Here is a 17,316-nt window from a genome sequence, read left to right as displayed (position 1 = left end):
CCGCCACGTACGAGACACGAAGGAGTGTGCAGTCATGAGGGCAGTCGTCAAAGCAGTCGCGGACAGGGGAGTCGAGTACGTCGCCGATGCGCCCGAGCCGAAGGCCGGCGACGGCGCGGTCGTAGTGGAGATCGCGGCGGCCTCGTTGTGCGGCACCGACCGCGAATGCTACGAGTGGTCGCCGGCGGCCCGGGCGTTCAACCTGGGGCTGCCCGTCGTACTCGGTCATGAAGCGGCGGGCACCGTCGTCGAGGTGGGCACCGGGGTGGAGAACCTGCGCGTCGGTGACCGCGTCGCTCTGGAAAGCCACCTGGCGTGCGGTCAGTGCTTCGCATGCCGGACCGGGGACGCACACACCTGCGAGCGCACGCAGATCCTGGGCATGCACTTCGACGGGGTCTTCGCCGAACGCGTCGCCGTACCCCACCGCATCTGCGTCCCCCTTCCCGACAGCGTGCCCTTGGAGACCGGCGCACTGCTGGAATCGGCCGGCGTCGCGGTACACGCCATCCAGCGAGCCGGCTACTCGGTAGCCGGCCGAGGCGTTCTGGTCAGCGGCGCCGGGCCGGTGGGCATGGTCGTCGCGCGACTGGCATCCCTCATGGGCGCCGCCTACGTGATCGTGATCGAGCCGAATCCGTTCCGCCGCGCCGAAGCCGAACGGCTCGGAGTGATCACGATGGAGCCCGGAGAGGGTGTCGCCGAGCGCAGCCGCGAACTCAGCGGCCACCGCGGCGGGGCCGATGTCGCCTTCGAATGCTCGGGAGCGGCCGCCGCACTCCCGTCCCTCTTCGACGCCGTGCGCCGAGAAGGAACGGTCGTGACCGTGGGACACCCGGGCCGGCCAGTGCCGATCGACGTCGCTGCCCAGATCAACAAGCGGGGCATCACACTGCGGGGCATCTTCGGCCGCCGCCTGTGGGAAACCTGGGAGCAGACGCTGCTCCTGCTGAACTCCGGGCGCCTGGACCTGGACTGGCTGATCACGCACCGACTGCAACTCAGCCAGGTCGACCAGGCGATCGATCTGCTCACCGGCGACGCCTGCAAGGTGCTGTTGGTACCAGGGATGGGCTGACGCTCCGATACCGGCCGTCGTCCGCCAGCCCATCCGCACACGACGAGCCCACAGCGTGGACGGCATGCCGCAGAGCACGCGGTCGTAGGGCGCCAGGGTCCGTCTTCAAACGGATCTTGCGCAGTGCAGGAAGGACGCGAGACTGACCGCTGCTTCGTAGGAGGCGGCGGTCTTGATACCCCTATGGATGCCAAGCGGCCAGAGCCTGGCCTCGAGGCAAGGCATGGGTTCGGATGATGATCGTGTACAGCTCTCGGGCGATGTAGCGTTTTTGAGGCAGCGGCTGGCTTCGCGTCTGGTCTTGCCTTCGGCGATGCGCCGCCCGGCGTAGCTGCGGCTGCGTGTCTCCCGGCGGAGTCTGGCAAGGACGATGGTGTAGAGAGCCGAGTTGGCCTGGCGGTCACCGCCGCGGTTGAGTCTTATGCGCTGTGTCTTGCCCGACAAGGCTTCCACCGGGCTCACCCCACCGAGGCGGCACTGTCATCCTCACAGTCGTATCTGTTGGTGATGCCACGGAAGCCCTTGAGCCGGTTGAAGGAGCGCTCAATGAGGTTGCGTCGGCGGTAGATCTCCCGGTCGAACCCGGGCGGCCGCCCGTCGCGATGGCCGCGATGGCCGCGATGGCCGCGATTGAGGATGAGCCGAAGGGAAGCGGGACGCCTGGCGCGCGGCCCGCCGGATTCCGCGTGAACAAGACGGTCCTCATCGCTGACTTGCAGGCCTGAGCGGAGACTGCCATAGCAAGGGCCCGCGCAGGGCAGGATGATGAAGCTTCTGTGCATCATTGAAAGCAATAAGCTGATATCCATGCGGAATTTGCATCGACTCGGATACGATGAGGGCGTGGGATTGACCTTGGAAGAGTCGCTGCGGTTGACGGTGGCCGCGTTGATGCAGGTGACGGGTGACTCGCAGCGGTCGGTCGCGTCAGTGCTGGGGCTGACACAGACGCAGGTGTCGCGCCGGCAGTCGGGTGCCGTTTCGTGGAGCCTGCGCGACGTGGATGTCCTGGCCGAGCATTACGGCATCGGCGCCCTGGACTTGCTTGCGGGTCCGACCAGAGCATGCGAGGCGCTGCCCGCCGACCGGCGCCGTTCCGTCCGGGCCGAGGTGAAGGGGGCGAGCCGGTGAGTGACTTCGACGCGATCGACTCACTGCTCGACGCTGTCGGCCCGGAGGCCGCACTCCCGCCCTGTCAGGTACGCCGCGAGCTGCGGGAGCGGGCCCGGCTGTCCAAGGCGCAGGTGGCCCGTGCGCTCGGGGTGAGCCCGTCCACCCTCAGCGGATGGGAGAGCGGCCGGGACCCGGCCGGTGAGGTCCGCACCAAGTACGCCTATCTGCTGGACGGGCTGAACGCCAAACTCACCACCGAGACCGAAACCAAGACCACGGAGGAGCCGGCTGCGGAGCGGCCTGTGGCATCAGGCACTGCTGCGGCGGCCGTCACCTCTACGTCCTCGACGGAACCCGGCCAGGACGAGGACGAGGTGGAGCTGCTCGCCGTGCCCGAGCCGTGTGTGCTGTGCGGTCGTCCGGCCAAACAGCGCGTGGCGGGGTTCGCTCAGCATCTGGACCCCTCCGGCTGTCAGGCACCCCCTGCACAAACCCCGAAGTCCTCGCCCACCGCGCCATCTGCCCGGGCTCAAGTGCCGCGTACGGCCCGCCCGCCTCGTCCGGCTGGCGGGAGCACGGCCCCGCGCGGGCGGGCGTTCCAGGAGCCGTCCGGACCCACCGACTTGATCCACGAAGCGGTGCACGCCGTGCTCGCCGAGCACCGGGGCGACGTCGAAGCCGCAAGCGCCGTACTGCTGAAGCGGGCCATCCCGGACGCGATGCGCCTGCTGGACGAGACTCGCAAGGGCGCCCGCTACGACGTGATCGCCCACCCCTGGATCCCCGACATCCTCAAGAAGCAGACCTCCAGGGGCGCCGACCAGATCTGGGAGGCCCGCCCCAAATGGACCCGCACCACGCTCCCGCCCGGCCGGCACGAGGTCACCGCACTCGACATCAACGGCGCCTACCTCTCGGCCCTCAAGACCCACCTCCCGCTCGGCCAGCTGGAACACACCACGGGCTTCGCACACGACCGGCGCCGCGCCGGAGTCCACCTGATCACCCCGCCTGCCTGGGAGCACGACGCGGTGCTGCCCAACCCGATCGGCCAGCGCGACGAACCAGGCCCCCTGTGGGTCACCGAGCCGACCCTGCGCCTGCTGCTGCGCCTGTCCGGACCGAAGCACGGCCTGTGCGAGCCGCCCGAGATCCACGAGTCGTACACCTCGGGCGCCACCGAGAACCTCCTGGAGAAGTTCCGGATCGCCCTCAAGGACGCCCGCGACACCGCGATCGCTGACGGCGACGGGCTGACGCTGGAGTACGTGAAGGCGATGTACTCCAAGTTCGTGTCCACGATGGGGGAGTCGAACTACAACCGGGAGCTCTACCGCCCGGACTGGATGCACATCATCCGCTCCCAGGCATTCGCCAACCTCTGGATGAAGGCGCTCAAGGCCCACGACGCGGGACTGACGGTCGTACGGGCGATGGGAACCGACGAACTCCACGTCATCGGAGACTGGCGCCGTGTCTTCCCCGAAGGCCGCTCGGTTACCGAGGTCAAGGTCAAGGACACGTACACCGCAGGGACCGGCACCGAAGCCGGCACGGGGCAGGAGCAGTAGATGCCGGAGAAAAACATCGACTTCGGGAAGTTCGGCGCGAGCGGGATCAAGGGCAGCGAAGCCGTCGCCCGCCAGCTCGACCGGCTCGCCGCTCACATCGCCACCCCGGTGACCGCCAGGCGCGGCCTGATGGCACGCCTGCACTACCTGACGACGTCGGACAGGGCCTGGCAGGCAGCCAAGGACGCCGGACTGACCGTGAGCGACCGGACGCTGAAGGCATGGCTGCAGGGCACACGCCGTCCCTCGAAGGCCAACCTGGAACGCATCGACGCCGCCTACAAGGCGGTGCGGCGCCGCAACGTCGCCCGCCACCTCACCGCCCGCCTCAACCGTGAAGGCCGCGGCACTCGCGTGGAGATCCACCCCCTCGACCAGGCCGGCGTGGCGCGCCAGCTCCAGCGGGTGGTGGCCCACCGGACGATGAACGTGCGCCGCTGGGACAAGATCGTCGGATCCTGGGCGGTCGGCGACCACCAGGGCCTGGAGGACGTCTGGACCGCCGATGTCCTGCCCGATCTGGGTTCCCAGTGGGGCCAGTACGAGTACGTCAAGAACGTCGGCTTCGCCGCGTAGCAGCCGGTGGCCGGCAGGAAAATGGTCTTCAGCGCCCGCCGCTATGACGTACGGTGGTGTTCACCGACGCGGGGTGGAGCAGCTCGGTAGCTCGCTGGGCTCATAACCCAGAGGTCGCAGGTTCAAATCCTGTCCCCGCTACTGCAAGGTGGAGGGCTCACAACCGTACGGTTGTGAGCCCTCCACTCTTATGACGCCTACATGTCGGCAGCCGCCATGCCCAACTGCCAGGGCAGGCACGCGCGTTGGCTCACCGGACCGGTCCCGGACGCGATCCGGTTGTGCCCCACCCCAAGCAGCAGCCCGCTCCCGCCCGCCGGACCGGACGGCGCAGGCAGCCCCCTACGGTGGCGCCCCAGCCACACCAGCAGCGCCTGACGCCCTTCAGCCACATCCACCCCCCACCCGGCCATCAACTGCTCCACGCCCGCAAGCCATAGGGACCGGTCCGCCGTATCCCGCCGCCCCGCGCATTCGAAGTCCAGCATGGCGCCCGCGAGTTCCGCGGCTTCCGGGTAGATCACCAGCGGGGCCGCCCGCATCTCCCGCGCGTCCAGCCCGGCCGTCCAGGCCCGCCGCACCCAGCACACGGTGTCCGGCATCCGCGTCCACCAGTACACCGCCACCTGGAAGGCATCGGCGAACAACTCCTCGCCGGCCGGCCCCCACCGCTCGGCCAGCTGCTGGCGCACCTGGTGCGCCGTCACCGTCTCGGGCAGTTCGGCCAGCTGCACGAAGTCCGGACCGCGACTGCGGGAGTCGTCCGACCAGTAACCGTGCCGCAGACAGACCTGCCAGCTGTCCGGCGACATCAGCCACACCGCCTCGCCGACCCCCAGGGCATCAGCGCACAGCGGGCAGTACCGCACGAGGTGCCCCGCCACAGGCTCCCAGCGCCACCTCCACTCCGCCTCCTCTGGGCCTGGCAGCAGGTGCTCCGCGCCCAGGCTGGGCAGATCCTGCTGCAGAAGACCAGCCGCCCGGTCAGCAAGGACAGCCAGATAGCGCAGCCCCGCCTCGTTCACGTACATCTCGGTGGACTGCGGGTACTTCTCCACCCGCTCGGGGTACGCGGATGCCTCGCCCTGCCCGACGCGGTCGAGAAAAGCAGCCAGGCTCAGGCCGTTGGCGTGCGCGAGCCGGTTCACGAACGACCCCGTCGACTCACCCGGCACCGGCCCCACACGCAGCGGCAGCGGCCAGCGAGGCCCGTACAGACCGGGATCGTCCAGCACCGCTGCCCTTCCGCCGAAACCGTCACCAAGAATCACCGTGACCGGCCCGCCAGCAGGCGGTCAAGAACACCGACACTCGTTCAGGTGAACCCAGGCGAACGCCCAGCCACGGCCTCGCACACTCCTTCCACCCTGTGAACCAGGTGCCTGCGCACACCGTCACCCGGGGGAGGACCATGGCCACGACGACACGCATCCGCCCGGACACGACCGCCCCCGCCCCCGCGACCGCCTCGCGCCTGAAGACCCGCCTGCGCGGAGGCCAGCAAATCGCCGTCGACACCTCCGCCAGCAGCTTCATCGAGGGCTACCGCCGTGTCAGCGTCTACATGGCCACCGGCACCGGAAAGACCCTGGTGGCCCTGCACGTCGTCCAGGAAACCGCACCCGAAGGCGCCTCCCTGGTGGCAGTCCCCTCCCTGCGGCTCCTTGAGCAGACCGCCGCGAAATGGCACAGCGAAGGACGTCCCGGCCGCTACCTCGGCGTCTGCTCCTCAAGCCACCCCGCAGACCCGTACCTGGCCGACGTCCTCACCATGGTGGGCACCGCCGACGACCTGGCCTGGCAGGCAGCCGACACCCCAGGACCGCTCAACGTGTTCTGCACCTACGACTCCCTGGACAAGGTCGTCGAAGCCCACCGCGACTTCCACCTGCCCCGCTGGGACGTCGTGGTCGCCGACGAAGCCCACCGCACCGCCGGTGACTACGACAAGCCCTGGGCCCGCATCCACCACGACGACAAGCTGCCCGCCCGCCACCGCCTCTACATGACCGCGACGCCCCGCGTCTTCGACGAAAAGAAATCCCGCGAAAAGGGCATCAGTCCCAACACCGTCATCGCCTCCATGGACGACGTGAGCATCTACGGGCCCGTCGTCTACCGCATCTCCCTGAGAGAGGCGATCGACGAGGGGCTCCTCGCCGACTACCGCATCGCCGGCGTCGTGATCAGAGACGAAGACCTGCGGGGCCTCCTGAACCGGCTCCCCGCACACACCTGGACCGGCGAAGCCTTGCGTGCCGCAGCTGCCCAAGTCGCCCTGCTGGTCGCGCAGCACCGCTACGACCTGCGCCGCACGCTGACCTTCCACCCCTGCATCGCCGCAGCGGACGTCTTCGCCGAAACACTCCACGAGACCGCGGCCCTCATGCCCCCGGCCTACCACGCCCCCCTGCAGGTCGGCACCGTCAACTCCAGGCAGACCCCCTTCGAACGCCACAAGAACTACACCGACTTCGCCTCCGCGCCCCTCAATACCCCCGCCTCACAGCAGCCGCCCCGCCGGGCCGTCCTCACCAACTGCCGCTGCTGCGCCGAAGGCGTCGACATCCCCGCCATCGACTCCCTGCTCTTCGCCCACCCCAAGACCAGCAGCATCGACATCATCCAGTCCATCGGACGCGCACTGCGCCAGACCCCAGGCGACAACAAGATCTCCACCATCGTCATCCCCATCTACATGGCACCCGGCGAAACCCTCGAGGAGGCCGTCAAGAAAACCGCCTTCCACCTGATCTACCGGGTCCTCATCGACCTCGACGTCTACGACGAGCACACCTTCCACCTCGTCGACCACTTCCGGTACCCGAGCGACCCCACCGCCACCCCCCAGATCGCCCCGCCCCCGGAACGCGCCGACGAGATCATCCCCGTCCTCGACCTGAACGACGTCATGGCACCCAACCGCGTATGGGAGGCCGCCTTCGAAGTCGCCACAGACTTCCACCTCCAAAACGGCCACCTCGACGTCCCCAGCCGCTACCTCCACGACGGCCGCTTCTACCTCGGCTGGTGGATCGGCGCACAGCGCTCCATGCGCAACAACGGCCTGCTCCTGCCCGAACGCATCGCAGCACTGGACACCCTCGGCATGCTCTGGGAGCACCCCCCGCACAGCATCGAGCGCAAACTCCTCATCGCCCGCGACTACGTCACCCGCCACGGACACCTCGCACCCCGGTGGGCCGAACACCACCAAGGCCTGCACCTGGGCCGCTGGCTCGCCGACAGCAGAAAGGAAGCCAACACCCGCCGCCTGCCCCACTGCTACCAGCGGGCCCTGAACGAGATCTACCCCTGGTGGAACGCCAAAGGCAGAGCCGAATGGAAACGCACCTACGCCCGCGCCCACGCCGCCGCACGCGACAACACCCTGATCTTCCCCAGCCCGCACCAACTCACCGGCGACGCCCCTGTGCTGACCCAATGGCTGGCCGAACAGATCGACAACCTCGACAAGCTCGAGACCTACCAGCACAACCTCCTGGGCGACCTCCCCATCGAGCACCCCCTGGCCCTCCTGCTGCGCCGCCCGCGCGGCGCTTCCCAACGGGCCTTCGCCCGAGGACTGCAGGCCGCCTACGCCTACCGCCGCCGCCACCTTCACCTGGACGTTCCCTGCAACTACACCTGCGAAGACGCAGCCGCCTTCGCCCTGGGAAGGTGGCTCGCCGAGAAACGGCGAGCTCCGCAGACCCTCTCGCGAGAACAACTGGACGCCCTGGAAGCCCTCGACATGCGCTGGACCTCACGCCACCGGCACCGCACACCCTGAACCCGCCGTACCAACCGGCAGACCATGGGACCACGGGCGTCCCTCCGCTCCGGCCCTCGGCACGAACAGCTGCACCGGATCCTCCCGGCAGCGCCCGCCGAACCCGTCCAACAGAACCGGAACCCGAGCCTCGGCTGACATCACCAGACGTACCGCAGCCCAGAAGCACGAAAGAACCGAACGACCTCAACCAGGAGTACTCCGGCATCATGACGACACCGCCCCACTCACCCGGCCGGCCGCCTGTTTTCAACATCGGCCTCACCCACGTCACGCTCCCCACCTCACAGGTACAGGTCAACCGCCTGACCAACCGCAGCAACGAAATCACTCTGGGCACCGACGTGATCGTGATCGTGGTGAGCCCCGCCACCCACCTGGCCGAGACCGACGTCGATCCAAGCCGCTTTATCTGGCCGCCCTGGCGGGGAGAGATCATCCCTGAGGCCCACCAGCAGTGGAAGGCAGTCTTCGCCCCCCAGGACCGCACCTTCAGGGGCCTCTACTACGAGGGCCCCACCCAGGAAGAGACGCAGACTTTCCGCGTCCCCAATACCGTTCTGTCCGACGCGATGTGGACGATGCTTCAGAACGAGCCCTGCGCGGTCCTGTGCACCGGCCTCACCGGGGACCCCTCCGCAGCCGAAATCACGACCGCCCTGGAAGAAGGGAGGCTCCAGGCAGTCCTGGTAGAAGCCCTGTTCGCCTAGCCTCCAGATCAGCCCCGCGGCATCCCCTAACGTTGCACGACACGACCCCCGCCCGCCCGGCCCGGCCCGGCCCGGCCCGGCCCGCAAGCCCCCGCAACACCACTCAGCGAAGGACACCCGACACGATGGATCCCGCCGGCCACCGCTCCATCGCGCACTGAGGATCTTGTTTCATGCCCTCCGAGGAGCCCATCGCCGAGATCGCCGCCGTCACCGCCTCCCGCACCCGCCCCGCCCGGCTCTCACTACGCCCGGACCAGCAGCGGGCCGTCGACAGTGCGGCACGTCACCTGGCACGCGCACGCACCCGCGGACACATGGTGTCGGCCTGCGGCACTGGAAAAACGCTCACCGCGCTGCGGACCGCCGAAGCCCTTGATGCCCGGCACCTGCTGATCGCCGTGCCGAGTCTGGACCTCATCTCACAGTGGGCCCGCACAGCCCGCAACGACGGACGCCCAGAACCGATGATGGCCGTCTCCTCCCTGGCTGCGGCCAAGCACCCGGTCCTGGCCGGAGCAGCCGTCCACAGCACCAACAACCCGGAGTTCCTGGCGACCTGGCTGGCCCGGCACGAGCACGCCACCGTCTTCGTCACCCTTGACTCCCTCCCGAGAATCGAACAGACCCAGCACACCCGCGCTCCCGCACCCACCTTCGACCTCCTGATCGTCGATGAGGCACACCGCACCGCAGGAAGCTGGGACAAGGACTGGACCGTCCTGCACGACCACACCTGCATCCGCGCCGACCGCCGCCTCTACCTGACCGCCACCCCCTACGAATGGGATCCACCCCGCCTGACCGAAGCACCCACCACCCGCCCCCAGCCCAAGCGCACCGCAGCCACCGCCCCCGCCTGGGACACCCCCGCCCTCGTCGCCTCCATGGCGGACACGAAAACCTTCGGCCCCCGCCTGCACACCTACAGCCACGCGGACGCCATCGAGGACGGAGTCCTCGCCGACTACCAACTGGTCGTCCCCACGATCACCGACGCCCACCTGCGCACCGTACTCACCACCCCCGACGCGCACTCCGGCTTCGGCCCGGCCGCACGCCGCACCACCGCACTGCACCTGGCAGTACTCAAAGCGATGACCGAACACGACCTCCACCACGTGATCGTGTACTTCCAGCAGGTCGCCGACGCCACCGACTTCGCCCGCCAGTTCCCGCACACCCTGCGCACCCTCACCGAAGACCAACGTCCCGCCTGGACCGGTGACCTGGTCGTCCAGTCGATCAACGGCACCCACAACCCCGGCCAGCGCCACGACATCCTGACCGACTTCGCCGCCGCTGACCGCGCCGTGCTGACCAACGCCCAGGTGCTGGGGGAGGGCGTCGACCTGCCGGCCGTCGACGCCGTCGTCTTCGCCGACCGCACTGCCAGCGTCCGCCGCATCGTCCAAGCCCTCGGCCGCGCCCTGCGTAAACCTCCCACCCAGGACACGAAGACCGCCAGCCTCGTCATCCCCGCCTACATCCCCCACGGCGCCGACCCCACCGACCTCCTCGGCACCCCCTACGAAGCCCTCTGGCTCGTCACCGCGGCCCTGCGCCACCACGACCAGACCATCGCGGCCCGCGCCCCGCGCACCACCGCCAAACACCGCCTGGAGCAAGGCACCCGCACGCTCCTCGCCCGCCGCTTCCGCTTCGACTTCACCCTCGACCCCGACGCCATCGCCCGGGCCATGGACCTGATCGCCTGGCCCGCCGACAACGCGGCCCTCTCCGCCCCGCGCCGGGCAGGCCTCGCGGCCGCGACCCGCTTCCACGCCGAACACCACCACCTGCGCGTCCCCACCGACTACGAGGACGCCTACGGTTACCGGCTCGGCAGCTTCATCGCCGGCCAGCGCACCGCCCGCAGACAAGGCATTCTCACCGAGGACTGGATCGCCGAACTCGACGCGCTGGGCATGATCTGGGACGACCACGAAGCAGTCTGGCAGGGCCACCTCACCACCGTCACCGCCTTCCACACCGAGCACGGCCACCTCGCCATCCCTCTCCAGCAGCCCGGCGGCCAGTTCCTCGTCAGCCAACGGGCCCTCGCCCGCAACCACCGCCTCCATCCCGACCGACACGCCCAGCTCACGGCCCTGGACCCCCACTGGACCCTCCCGCACGGCCCCGACTGGCACCGCAAATACCACCTCCTGCGACGCCACATCGAAGCCGGCCACAGCCCCGCCACGCTGCGCCGCGACACGGTGATCGACGAGGTGAAGGTGGGAAGCTGGCTGCACCGCCAGTTCTCCACCTGGAACCAGCTCGCCCCCGGGCAACGCGACCTCCTGGCCCGCCTGCGGCTGACCCCGAACGCCACCGCCCTGCCCCCTGCGAGGCGGATGAGCCCTCCCGCGGCGAAGCGGCCCCGCCGTTCCTTCGAGCAGACCGCGCAGATTCTCCGGATCTTCGTCGAGCACTGGAACCGCCCGCCAGGTGCCCGGGAATGGGTTGAGGTCGACGGAGAACGCGTCATGATCGGACCCTGGCTCTGCAAGACGCGTGCCAAAAGGAACGCCGGTCAACTCACCTCGGAACAAGATGACTTGATAGCAGAGATTCTCAAAGCGGACTGGGCTGCCTGTGAATCCGGGTAGAGACCTCTTTTGGGTAACTGTCCCGCAGTCGGTGAAAGCGGTGGATGACCCGGCTGATCGAGGAGTTGGTGATCCACGTTCAGGCCGAAGGACCGCAGCTGACCGGCGCAGGTGGAGACAGCGCTCGAGTTCCTCGAACGACAGTGAGCATGGAGCGCCGTTGACGCCCGGGCCGAGGAGGCTGCCTTAAGAGCCGTGATGCCTCTGGGCGAGCGGCTCGGGCGGCCCGGTCGGGGTGGCTGCCCGCAGGTCCGGCGATGACCAGACCGGTGTCCGGGTCGCCATACGCGATGTGTGTTTCTGGCCGGCGAAGCCCCCGGCGACTGTGCGGGGCCGCTGGGCGGCGACGGCCCTCACCGTCGCCGCCCAATAGCCAAGGGCCTGAGCCACCCATGCGGGCAACTTCGCGGATGTCCCCGGTAGGCCGGGCGCGCGGCGAAGCTCGCGAAGTTCCGGGGAGCCCCGGATCTGCCACTCGGTCCCTGGCACGGAGCTGGGGGCCAGCCGCCGGAGACGGCCCACAGCGCCATCAATAAAGGTCAGGTCCGCGCAGAGACCTCAGTGTGGGCAGCGCGCAGCGAGACCTTGTCGATCTTGCCGACCGGGTTCTTCGGGATGGCTTCCACCACGAAGAACGCGGTCGGGCGCTTGAAGCCGGTGAGGCTGCGTGCGCAGAGGGACTGCAGTGCCGAGGGATCGACGGTCTGGCCCGGTCGGGGCTGGACGTAGGCGACGACGACTTCTCCCCATTTCTCGTCGGGGACGCCGATCACGGCGGCCTCGAGCACCGATGGGTCACCGACGAGGACGTCCTCGATCTCCTTGGGGTAGATGTTCTCCCCGCCCCGGATGATCATGTCTTTCGAACGTCCGACCAGGGTCAGGTATCCGTCGGCGTCGAGCCGGCCCACGTCGCCGGTGTGCAGCCAGCCGTCGACGAGGACTTTGGCTGTTTCTTCCGGGCGGCCGAGGTATCCCCGCATGACGTTGGGGCCGCGCACGACGACCTCTCCCTCCACGCTCGGGGGCACCTCGCTGCCGTCGGCGTCGACGATCCGGATCTCCTGGCCGGGGAAGGGCATTCCCACGGTTCCGGCGCGTCGGGGGCCCGCAACAGGATTGATGGTGGATGCGCAGGTTCCCTCCGACAGCCCGTAGCCCTCGACGAGCGGGAACCCGTAACGGGCCTCGAACCGGGTCAGCAGCTCGGCGGAGGCGGGTGCCGCGCCGCAGACTCCGAAGCGCAGGGACGAGGTGTCCGGGCGGACCTGGTCCGGGAGCGCCGCGAGCATGCTGTAGATCGTCGGCACGGCGCTGAAGAAGGTGGGGCGCTCGCGCTCGACGACATCGAAGAAGGTCTCGGGATGGAACCGGTCGGCGATGGCGACGCTCGCGCCCGCGAGCAACGGTGTGAGGGTGCTGACCACGATGCCGTTGACGTGGAAGAGCGGCAGGATCAGCAGGCACCGGTCGGCCGGCCCGACCTCCAGCGCCCGACGCCCCATGTCCGCCATGGCATCGATGTTGGCGTGGTCGAGCATCACCCCTTTGGGAACGCCGGTCGTGCCGCTGGTGTAGATGAGCAGGGCCAGCGCGGACGGGTCCGCAAGGGGTGCTTGATCCGGCTGCGCCGCTGCGTGGTGCAGTTCGCCGACGGCGAGGACGGCAGTCCCGTCCGCCACGGCGGTCTCACCGTCCTCGCTCACCAGGAGGCGTGCGCCGGAGTCTGTGAGCTGTCGGGCGACTTCGATGTCGGTCATGCTCGGATTGACCGGCGTGATGGTGGCGCCGAGCCGCCAGGCGGCGAACAGCAGGAGCACGAACTCGACGCGGTTGGTCAGCCTGAGGGCCACGACGTCGCCGGGGCCGACCCCGAGGTCCTGCAGGTGACGTGCCGCCGCCTGGACGCGACGCAGCAACTGGACGTTGGTGAGTGCCTGGCGGCCGTCCGAGACCGCGGCCCCATCAGGGTCGAGGGCCGCGCGGCGGTCGGGCAGAGATGCGAAATTCATGGCGGGGCGTACCTGTCTGGGTGTGATGCGATCCGGTCACGGAGCTGACGTGGCGGCTGCCGGGTTCAGCTGGCGGGTGAGGAACTCGATCTGGTCGCGCACCAGTACTTCGAAGGTCTCGCCGGTGTAGAAGTCGAAGTGGCCGGCGTCGTACCTCTTGATCTCTGCCTTGGGTGCGGTGCGCGCGTAGCGGAGGGTCTGGGCGGGAGGCGTGACGGAATCGGTGTCGCTGACGCAGAAGAGGATCGGGATGGTGATCTTCTTGGCCGCGCGCCCGGGCCGGTAGGCGAGGATGGTCGGGATGACCCTCGCCGCCACCTCGTTGCGGAATGTCGTTCCCGCGGGCTGGAGCGCCTGGTATCCGGGCAGGGCGTCCGGGGCGTTCATGAGGGCCGACGAGCCGGGGGCGGCGGCGATCGGAACCATCACGGGCGGCTTTCCGCGGCCTCTGGCCGCCAGATCGCGGGCTACCACGGGGAGGACCTTGAGCGAGGCGGCAGGGCCGAGCGCGAGCGCGGAGGCGAGACCGTCGGTGAAGGGGCACTGGGACACGGCCGCGCGCAGTTCGGGGTGGCGTGAGGCGACGGTGATGGCATGGCCGCCGCCGAACGAGCTGCCCCATACGGCGATGCGTGTGCGGTCGACGTCCGTGCGTGCCTTGACGTAGGCGATGGCGGCGTCCCAGTCGGTGAGCTGACGCTTGATCGACAGGAGTTGGCGAGGGTGGCCGCCGCTGTCGCCGAAGTGCCGGTAGGTGAAGGCCACCGCGGCGATGCCGGCCTGTGCGAAGCGCTCGGCGAAGGCGTCCAGGCGCATCTCGCGGACGGCGCCGAGGCCGTGCCCGAGGATGACGACGGGCGCAGACGTGACGCCCGTGGGGAGGTAGAGCCAACCGGCGCAGGTGCTGTCGCCGGAAGGGAACGTGATGTCGTGACGGGTGAAGGACTGCGCAGTGGTCATCGTCGGTTCACCGCCCGCTCGTCGAGCGACGGCCCGGCACGCTGCCCGACGCGAGGGCCCGGGCGTAGGTGCCCGGTGTGTAGAGCGGGAGTTCGCCGGTGGCGTCGGTAGTGGCCTGGTAGTCGAGCATCAGCCTCTGGCCTTCCTTCGACATGACCTGGGTGAAGAACTCGGCGCGTTCGACGTGCAGGCCGTCCTCCAGTGACATGGAGCCGCCGAAGTACACCGACCTCTTGGCGGCCGCGACCGACCCCTTCGACCGCTTCCCGAAGTACTCGGCGAGTTCGACCGCCTGCGCGACCACCTTGTCCTGCGCGACGACCTTGTCCACCGCCCCGTTGGCGAGAGCTTCCGCGGGCGTGAACGGCTTGCCTTCGAGGATCGCGGCCAGGGACCGGTGGGTGCCGATCAGGCGGGTCAGCCGCTGGGTGCCGCCACCGCCCGGGATGATGCCGAGGAGGATCTCCGGCTGGCCGATGAAGAAGTCCCCGTCGGCCATGACCCGCAGATCGCACGCCCAGGCGAACTCCGCGCCGAGGCCGAGAGCCGAACCGTTGAGGGCGGCGACGTAGAGCACACCGCTGGCGTTCATCCGCAGGAAGGTCGTGTGCAGACGTTCCAACTGGAGGGCTCCCCGCATCGGGGTCCTGCGCATCAGGGGCCCGAGGAGGCGGGAGCGGTCCACGTGCTTGGCCAGGCGTACGACGGCCGCGGCACCGCGCCGGCCGACCGTAGGGCTCGCGGCGCCCTCCTCCTGCAGCCACCGGACCGCGGCATGGCTGACGAACCGCTCGGGATGCGCCCCGGTGAAGACGACGGCACGGACGTTCGGATCGCGGTCGGCTCGGGCCACCAGCTTCTCCAGCTGCTGGGCGATGTCGAGGCCGAACTCCTGATGCGGGCCGCCGTCGACCCGGACGATCAGGACAGCCCCGCGATCTTCGACCGTCAGACGGCCCTTGTCTTTGTATGGCATGAGTTCTGCTCCCGTGCTGAGTTCATGGCGGGGGTGGGAAAGTGCGTCGGGGCGGCCGCGGATGCGTGTCGCAGCGATGAGGTCGGGTTCGCCCCGACACGCTGTGCCCGCACGGGCGGCAGGAGACTGGACCGGCGCGTGATGACGTGTCCGAGGCGGATGCGTGTATCGAAGGCGGCACGTCACGTGCGATGTGTACTATTGCCGCGAAGAATTACATAACCAAGTTATTTCTGGTGTGTCAACGGTGGAGGCGTACGGAACATGGCAGGGCGGGCGAGGCTCGAAGACGCACCGGAACGACTCGTGCAGGCGGCCATCGGCCTGCTGGCCGAGCAGGGTCCGTCGGCTGTGAAGGCGCGCACGGTGGCCTCCGCGAGCGGACTGTCGACGATGGTGGTCTACAGCCACTTCGGCGGGATCCCCGAGCTGATGAGTGCCGTCGCCGACCACGGGTTCAAGGAACTCGGCGCAGCGTTCGGCCGGGTACCGGTGACGGAGGACCCGGTCGCGGATCTCTTCGCCATGGCCCTGACCTGCCGTCGGCAGGCCCGCGAGAACCCTCACCTCTACGACCTGATGTTCGGCCTGTCCACTCGGGCGACCTACCGGCCTCTGCCGGATACGGACCGCCGCCTGAGCGGGCACTCCCCGGCCTTCCGTGAAGCCCACGCCCATGTCACCGCGGCATGCGAACGGCTCCTGCGCTCCGGCAGGGTCGAGCGGCAGGAACCCGAAGCCATCGCCGCCCAGCTGTGGAGTTACGTGCACGGTTACATCACCCTTGAACTGGCTGAGCACTTCGTCGAGTTCGACGACGCCGTGGCGCAAGTGCTCGTGCCGATGGGTGTGAACTTCACTGTCGGACTCGGTGACGAGCGCGAACGTGCCGAAGCCTCCCACGAGGCCGGCGCGCGCCTGTACGACTCGATCGTCCAAGGCCGCTGAGAAGCCGGGCGGGTGGGTGCTGCCCCAGGCCCTAGAACGCCCTGGTCTCCGCGGGAGGGGCATCTGTGCCAGGCGTGAGTTGGTCCTGCCTCCCCAGCGCCGCGACCTCCCGTTCGAGGGACGGCACCGCCCGGGCCGCGAAGCGCCTCGCCCAGGGCCAGGCCAGCGGTGAATTCAGCGCCGCCTTGGCCCAGTTGGCCACGACGACCGCACGCGGGACGTACACGCGGCTGCGTCGACGCACGAGCCCGTCGACGATCGCGGCGGCCGCCCGGTCGGAGCTCGTGGTGACATTGCCCGGATAGGGGAGTCGCGCGCGCAGGCCCTGGAACGAGGGGAGATCCGCCTCAGCGCCCCGAACGAGGTCCGTGTCGATCCAGGAAGGGTGCACCACGCCGACCGTGACCCCGAGATGCGCCACCTCCTGCCGGTAGGTCAGGGCGAGCAGCTCGGCCCCGGCCTTGCTCGCGCCGTAGGAGGCCATCGCGGCCAGCGGCATGAACGACAGCGCGGACGCCACGACCAGCACGTGGCCCCGGCTGTGCTCCAGGTGCGGCGTCGCGTACTTGAGGGTGCGGAACACGCCGTTCAGGTTGATGTCCAGGACCCGCTCGAACGACGCCTCGTCCGTCTGCCGCACCGTCCCGTACGCCACGACGCCGGCATTGGCGACCACGAGGTCGATGCCGCCCATGACCTCCGCGGCCTCGTCGAGCGCCGATCGCAGAGCGGCCCCGTCGCGCACATCGGCCTCACGCCACGAAGCGGCGGGACCCAGCTCGTCGGCAAGAGCCCGCAACCGATCCGCTTCGAGGCCGATCACAGTCACCCGGGCCCCTCGGGCGGCGGCCAGGCGGGCCACCTTCTCACCGATGCCGCGTGCCGCACCGGTGACAACCAGCTTCTTGCCCAGCAAGTCACGTTTCATGGCGGCAACATAACTTCGTTATTGATGGAGCACAAG

The 17,316-nt window shown here is 69.1% G+C and carries 14 protein-coding genes, 1 tRNA gene and 1 pseudogene; 9 read left to right on the top strand and 7 right to left on the bottom strand.

All coding sequences use genetic code 11. The annotated features are described in order from the left end of the window. Positions 1–34 precede the first annotated feature (34 nt). On the top strand, positions 35–1,078 hold the full coding sequence (locus ACZ6TU_RS37990; protein WP_469553353.1) for a zinc-dependent alcohol dehydrogenase: 1,044 nt from the start codon (positions 35–37) through the stop codon (positions 1,076–1,078). Between the two features lie 181 nt (positions 1,079–1,259). On the opposite strand, the pseudogene ACZ6TU_RS37985 reads toward ACZ6TU_RS37990, so the two are convergent. Then, a pseudogene (locus ACZ6TU_RS37985) lies at positions 1,260–1,549 on the bottom strand (transposase); the annotation flags it as partial. Further along, on the bottom strand, positions 1,537–1,887 hold the full coding sequence (locus ACZ6TU_RS37980; protein ID WP_469553352.1) for a hypothetical protein: 351 nt from the start codon (positions 1,885–1,887) through the stop codon (positions 1,537–1,539). The gene ACZ6TU_RS37980 and the pseudogene ACZ6TU_RS37985, both read right to left, overlap by 13 nt. A 34-nt stretch (positions 1,888–1,921) precedes the next feature. Between ACZ6TU_RS37980 and ACZ6TU_RS37975 the strand changes: the two genes are divergently transcribed. From ACZ6TU_RS37975 to ACZ6TU_RS37960, 4 genes are all read left to right on the top strand, one after another. Next, a complete protein-coding gene (locus ACZ6TU_RS37975) occupies positions 1,922–2,209 on the top strand; it encodes a helix-turn-helix domain-containing protein (RefSeq protein ID WP_469553350.1) in 288 nt (95 codons plus the stop codon). Then, a complete protein-coding gene (locus tag ACZ6TU_RS37970) occupies positions 2,206–3,762 on the top strand; it encodes a helix-turn-helix domain-containing protein (RefSeq protein ID WP_469553348.1) in 1,557 nt (518 codons plus the stop codon). The genes ACZ6TU_RS37975 and ACZ6TU_RS37970 overlap by 4 nt, the downstream gene beginning before the upstream one ends. Then, on the top strand, positions 3,763–4,338 hold the full coding sequence (locus ACZ6TU_RS37965; protein WP_469553346.1) for a transcriptional regulator: 576 nt from the start codon (positions 3,763–3,765) through the stop codon (positions 4,336–4,338). 67 nt (positions 4,339–4,405) lie between these two features. Continuing rightward, positions 4,406–4,479, top strand: a tRNA-Met gene (locus tag ACZ6TU_RS37960). A gap of 56 nt (positions 4,480–4,535) precedes the next feature. On the opposite strand, the gene ACZ6TU_RS37955 is transcribed toward ACZ6TU_RS37960, so the two are convergent. Next, positions 4,536–5,573, bottom strand: coding sequence for a TniQ family protein (locus ACZ6TU_RS37955; RefSeq protein WP_469553344.1), 1,038 nt, complete (start codon positions 5,571–5,573; stop codon positions 4,536–4,538). A 176-nt stretch (positions 5,574–5,749) separates the two neighbouring features. On the opposite strand from ACZ6TU_RS37955, the gene ACZ6TU_RS37950 reads away from it, so the two are divergent. From ACZ6TU_RS37950 to ACZ6TU_RS37940, 3 genes are all read left to right on the top strand, one after another. Continuing rightward, positions 5,750–8,131, top strand: a complete 2,382-nt coding sequence (locus ACZ6TU_RS37950) for a helicase associated domain-containing protein (RefSeq protein WP_469553342.1) — start codon at positions 5,750–5,752, stop codon at positions 8,129–8,131. A 209-nt stretch (positions 8,132–8,340) separates the two neighbouring features. After that, positions 8,341–8,841 carry a hypothetical protein gene (locus ACZ6TU_RS37945; protein WP_466350251.1) on the top strand — a complete coding sequence of 167 codons (501 nt, stop codon included), beginning with the start codon at positions 8,341–8,343 and terminating at the stop codon, positions 8,839–8,841. Positions 8,842–9,014: 173 nt separating this feature from the next. After that, positions 9,015–11,456 (top strand): helicase associated domain-containing protein, encoded by a 2,442-nt coding sequence (locus ACZ6TU_RS37940; RefSeq protein WP_469553341.1) that lies wholly within the window; start codon positions 9,015–9,017, stop codon positions 11,454–11,456. 539 nt (positions 11,457–11,995) lie between these two features. On the opposite strand, the gene ACZ6TU_RS37935 is transcribed toward ACZ6TU_RS37940, so the two are convergent. Genes ACZ6TU_RS37935 through ACZ6TU_RS37925 form a run of 3 tightly spaced genes read right to left on the bottom strand, consistent with a single transcriptional unit; the run spans position 11,996 to position 15,404 of the window. Next, a complete protein-coding gene (locus tag ACZ6TU_RS37935; protein WP_469553340.1) occupies positions 11,996–13,468 on the bottom strand; it encodes a class I adenylate-forming enzyme family protein in 1,473 nt (490 codons plus the stop codon). A 36-nt stretch (positions 13,469–13,504) separates the two neighbouring features. Then, positions 13,505–14,428 carry an alpha/beta hydrolase gene (locus tag ACZ6TU_RS37930; protein ID WP_469553338.1) on the bottom strand — a complete coding sequence of 308 codons (924 nt, stop codon included), beginning with the start codon at positions 14,426–14,428 and terminating at the stop codon, positions 13,505–13,507. Positions 14,429–14,435: 7 nt separating this feature from the next. After that, a complete protein-coding gene (locus ACZ6TU_RS37925) occupies positions 14,436–15,404 on the bottom strand; it encodes an enoyl-CoA hydratase/isomerase family protein (protein WP_466350247.1) in 969 nt (322 codons plus the stop codon). A gap of 264 nt (positions 15,405–15,668) precedes the next feature. Between ACZ6TU_RS37925 and ACZ6TU_RS37920 the strand changes: the two genes are divergently transcribed. Then, complete coding sequence (locus tag ACZ6TU_RS37920) at positions 15,669–16,352, top strand: TetR/AcrR family transcriptional regulator (RefSeq protein ID WP_469553336.1); 684 nt, start codon at positions 15,669–15,671, stop codon at positions 16,350–16,352. Between the two features lie 31 nt (positions 16,353–16,383). Here the strand turns inward: ACZ6TU_RS37920 and ACZ6TU_RS37915 are convergent, their stop codons facing one another. Beyond that, complete coding sequence (locus ACZ6TU_RS37915; protein WP_469553334.1) at positions 16,384–17,280, bottom strand: short-chain dehydrogenase/reductase; 897 nt, start codon at positions 17,278–17,280, stop codon at positions 16,384–16,386. Between the last annotated feature and the right edge of the window lie 36 nt (positions 17,281–17,316).

The organism is Streptomyces sp. NPDC052064 (assembly GCF_055585925.1).
Note: the sequence above shows the minus strand (reverse complement) of the source record. Positions and strands in the feature narration are given on the sequence as shown.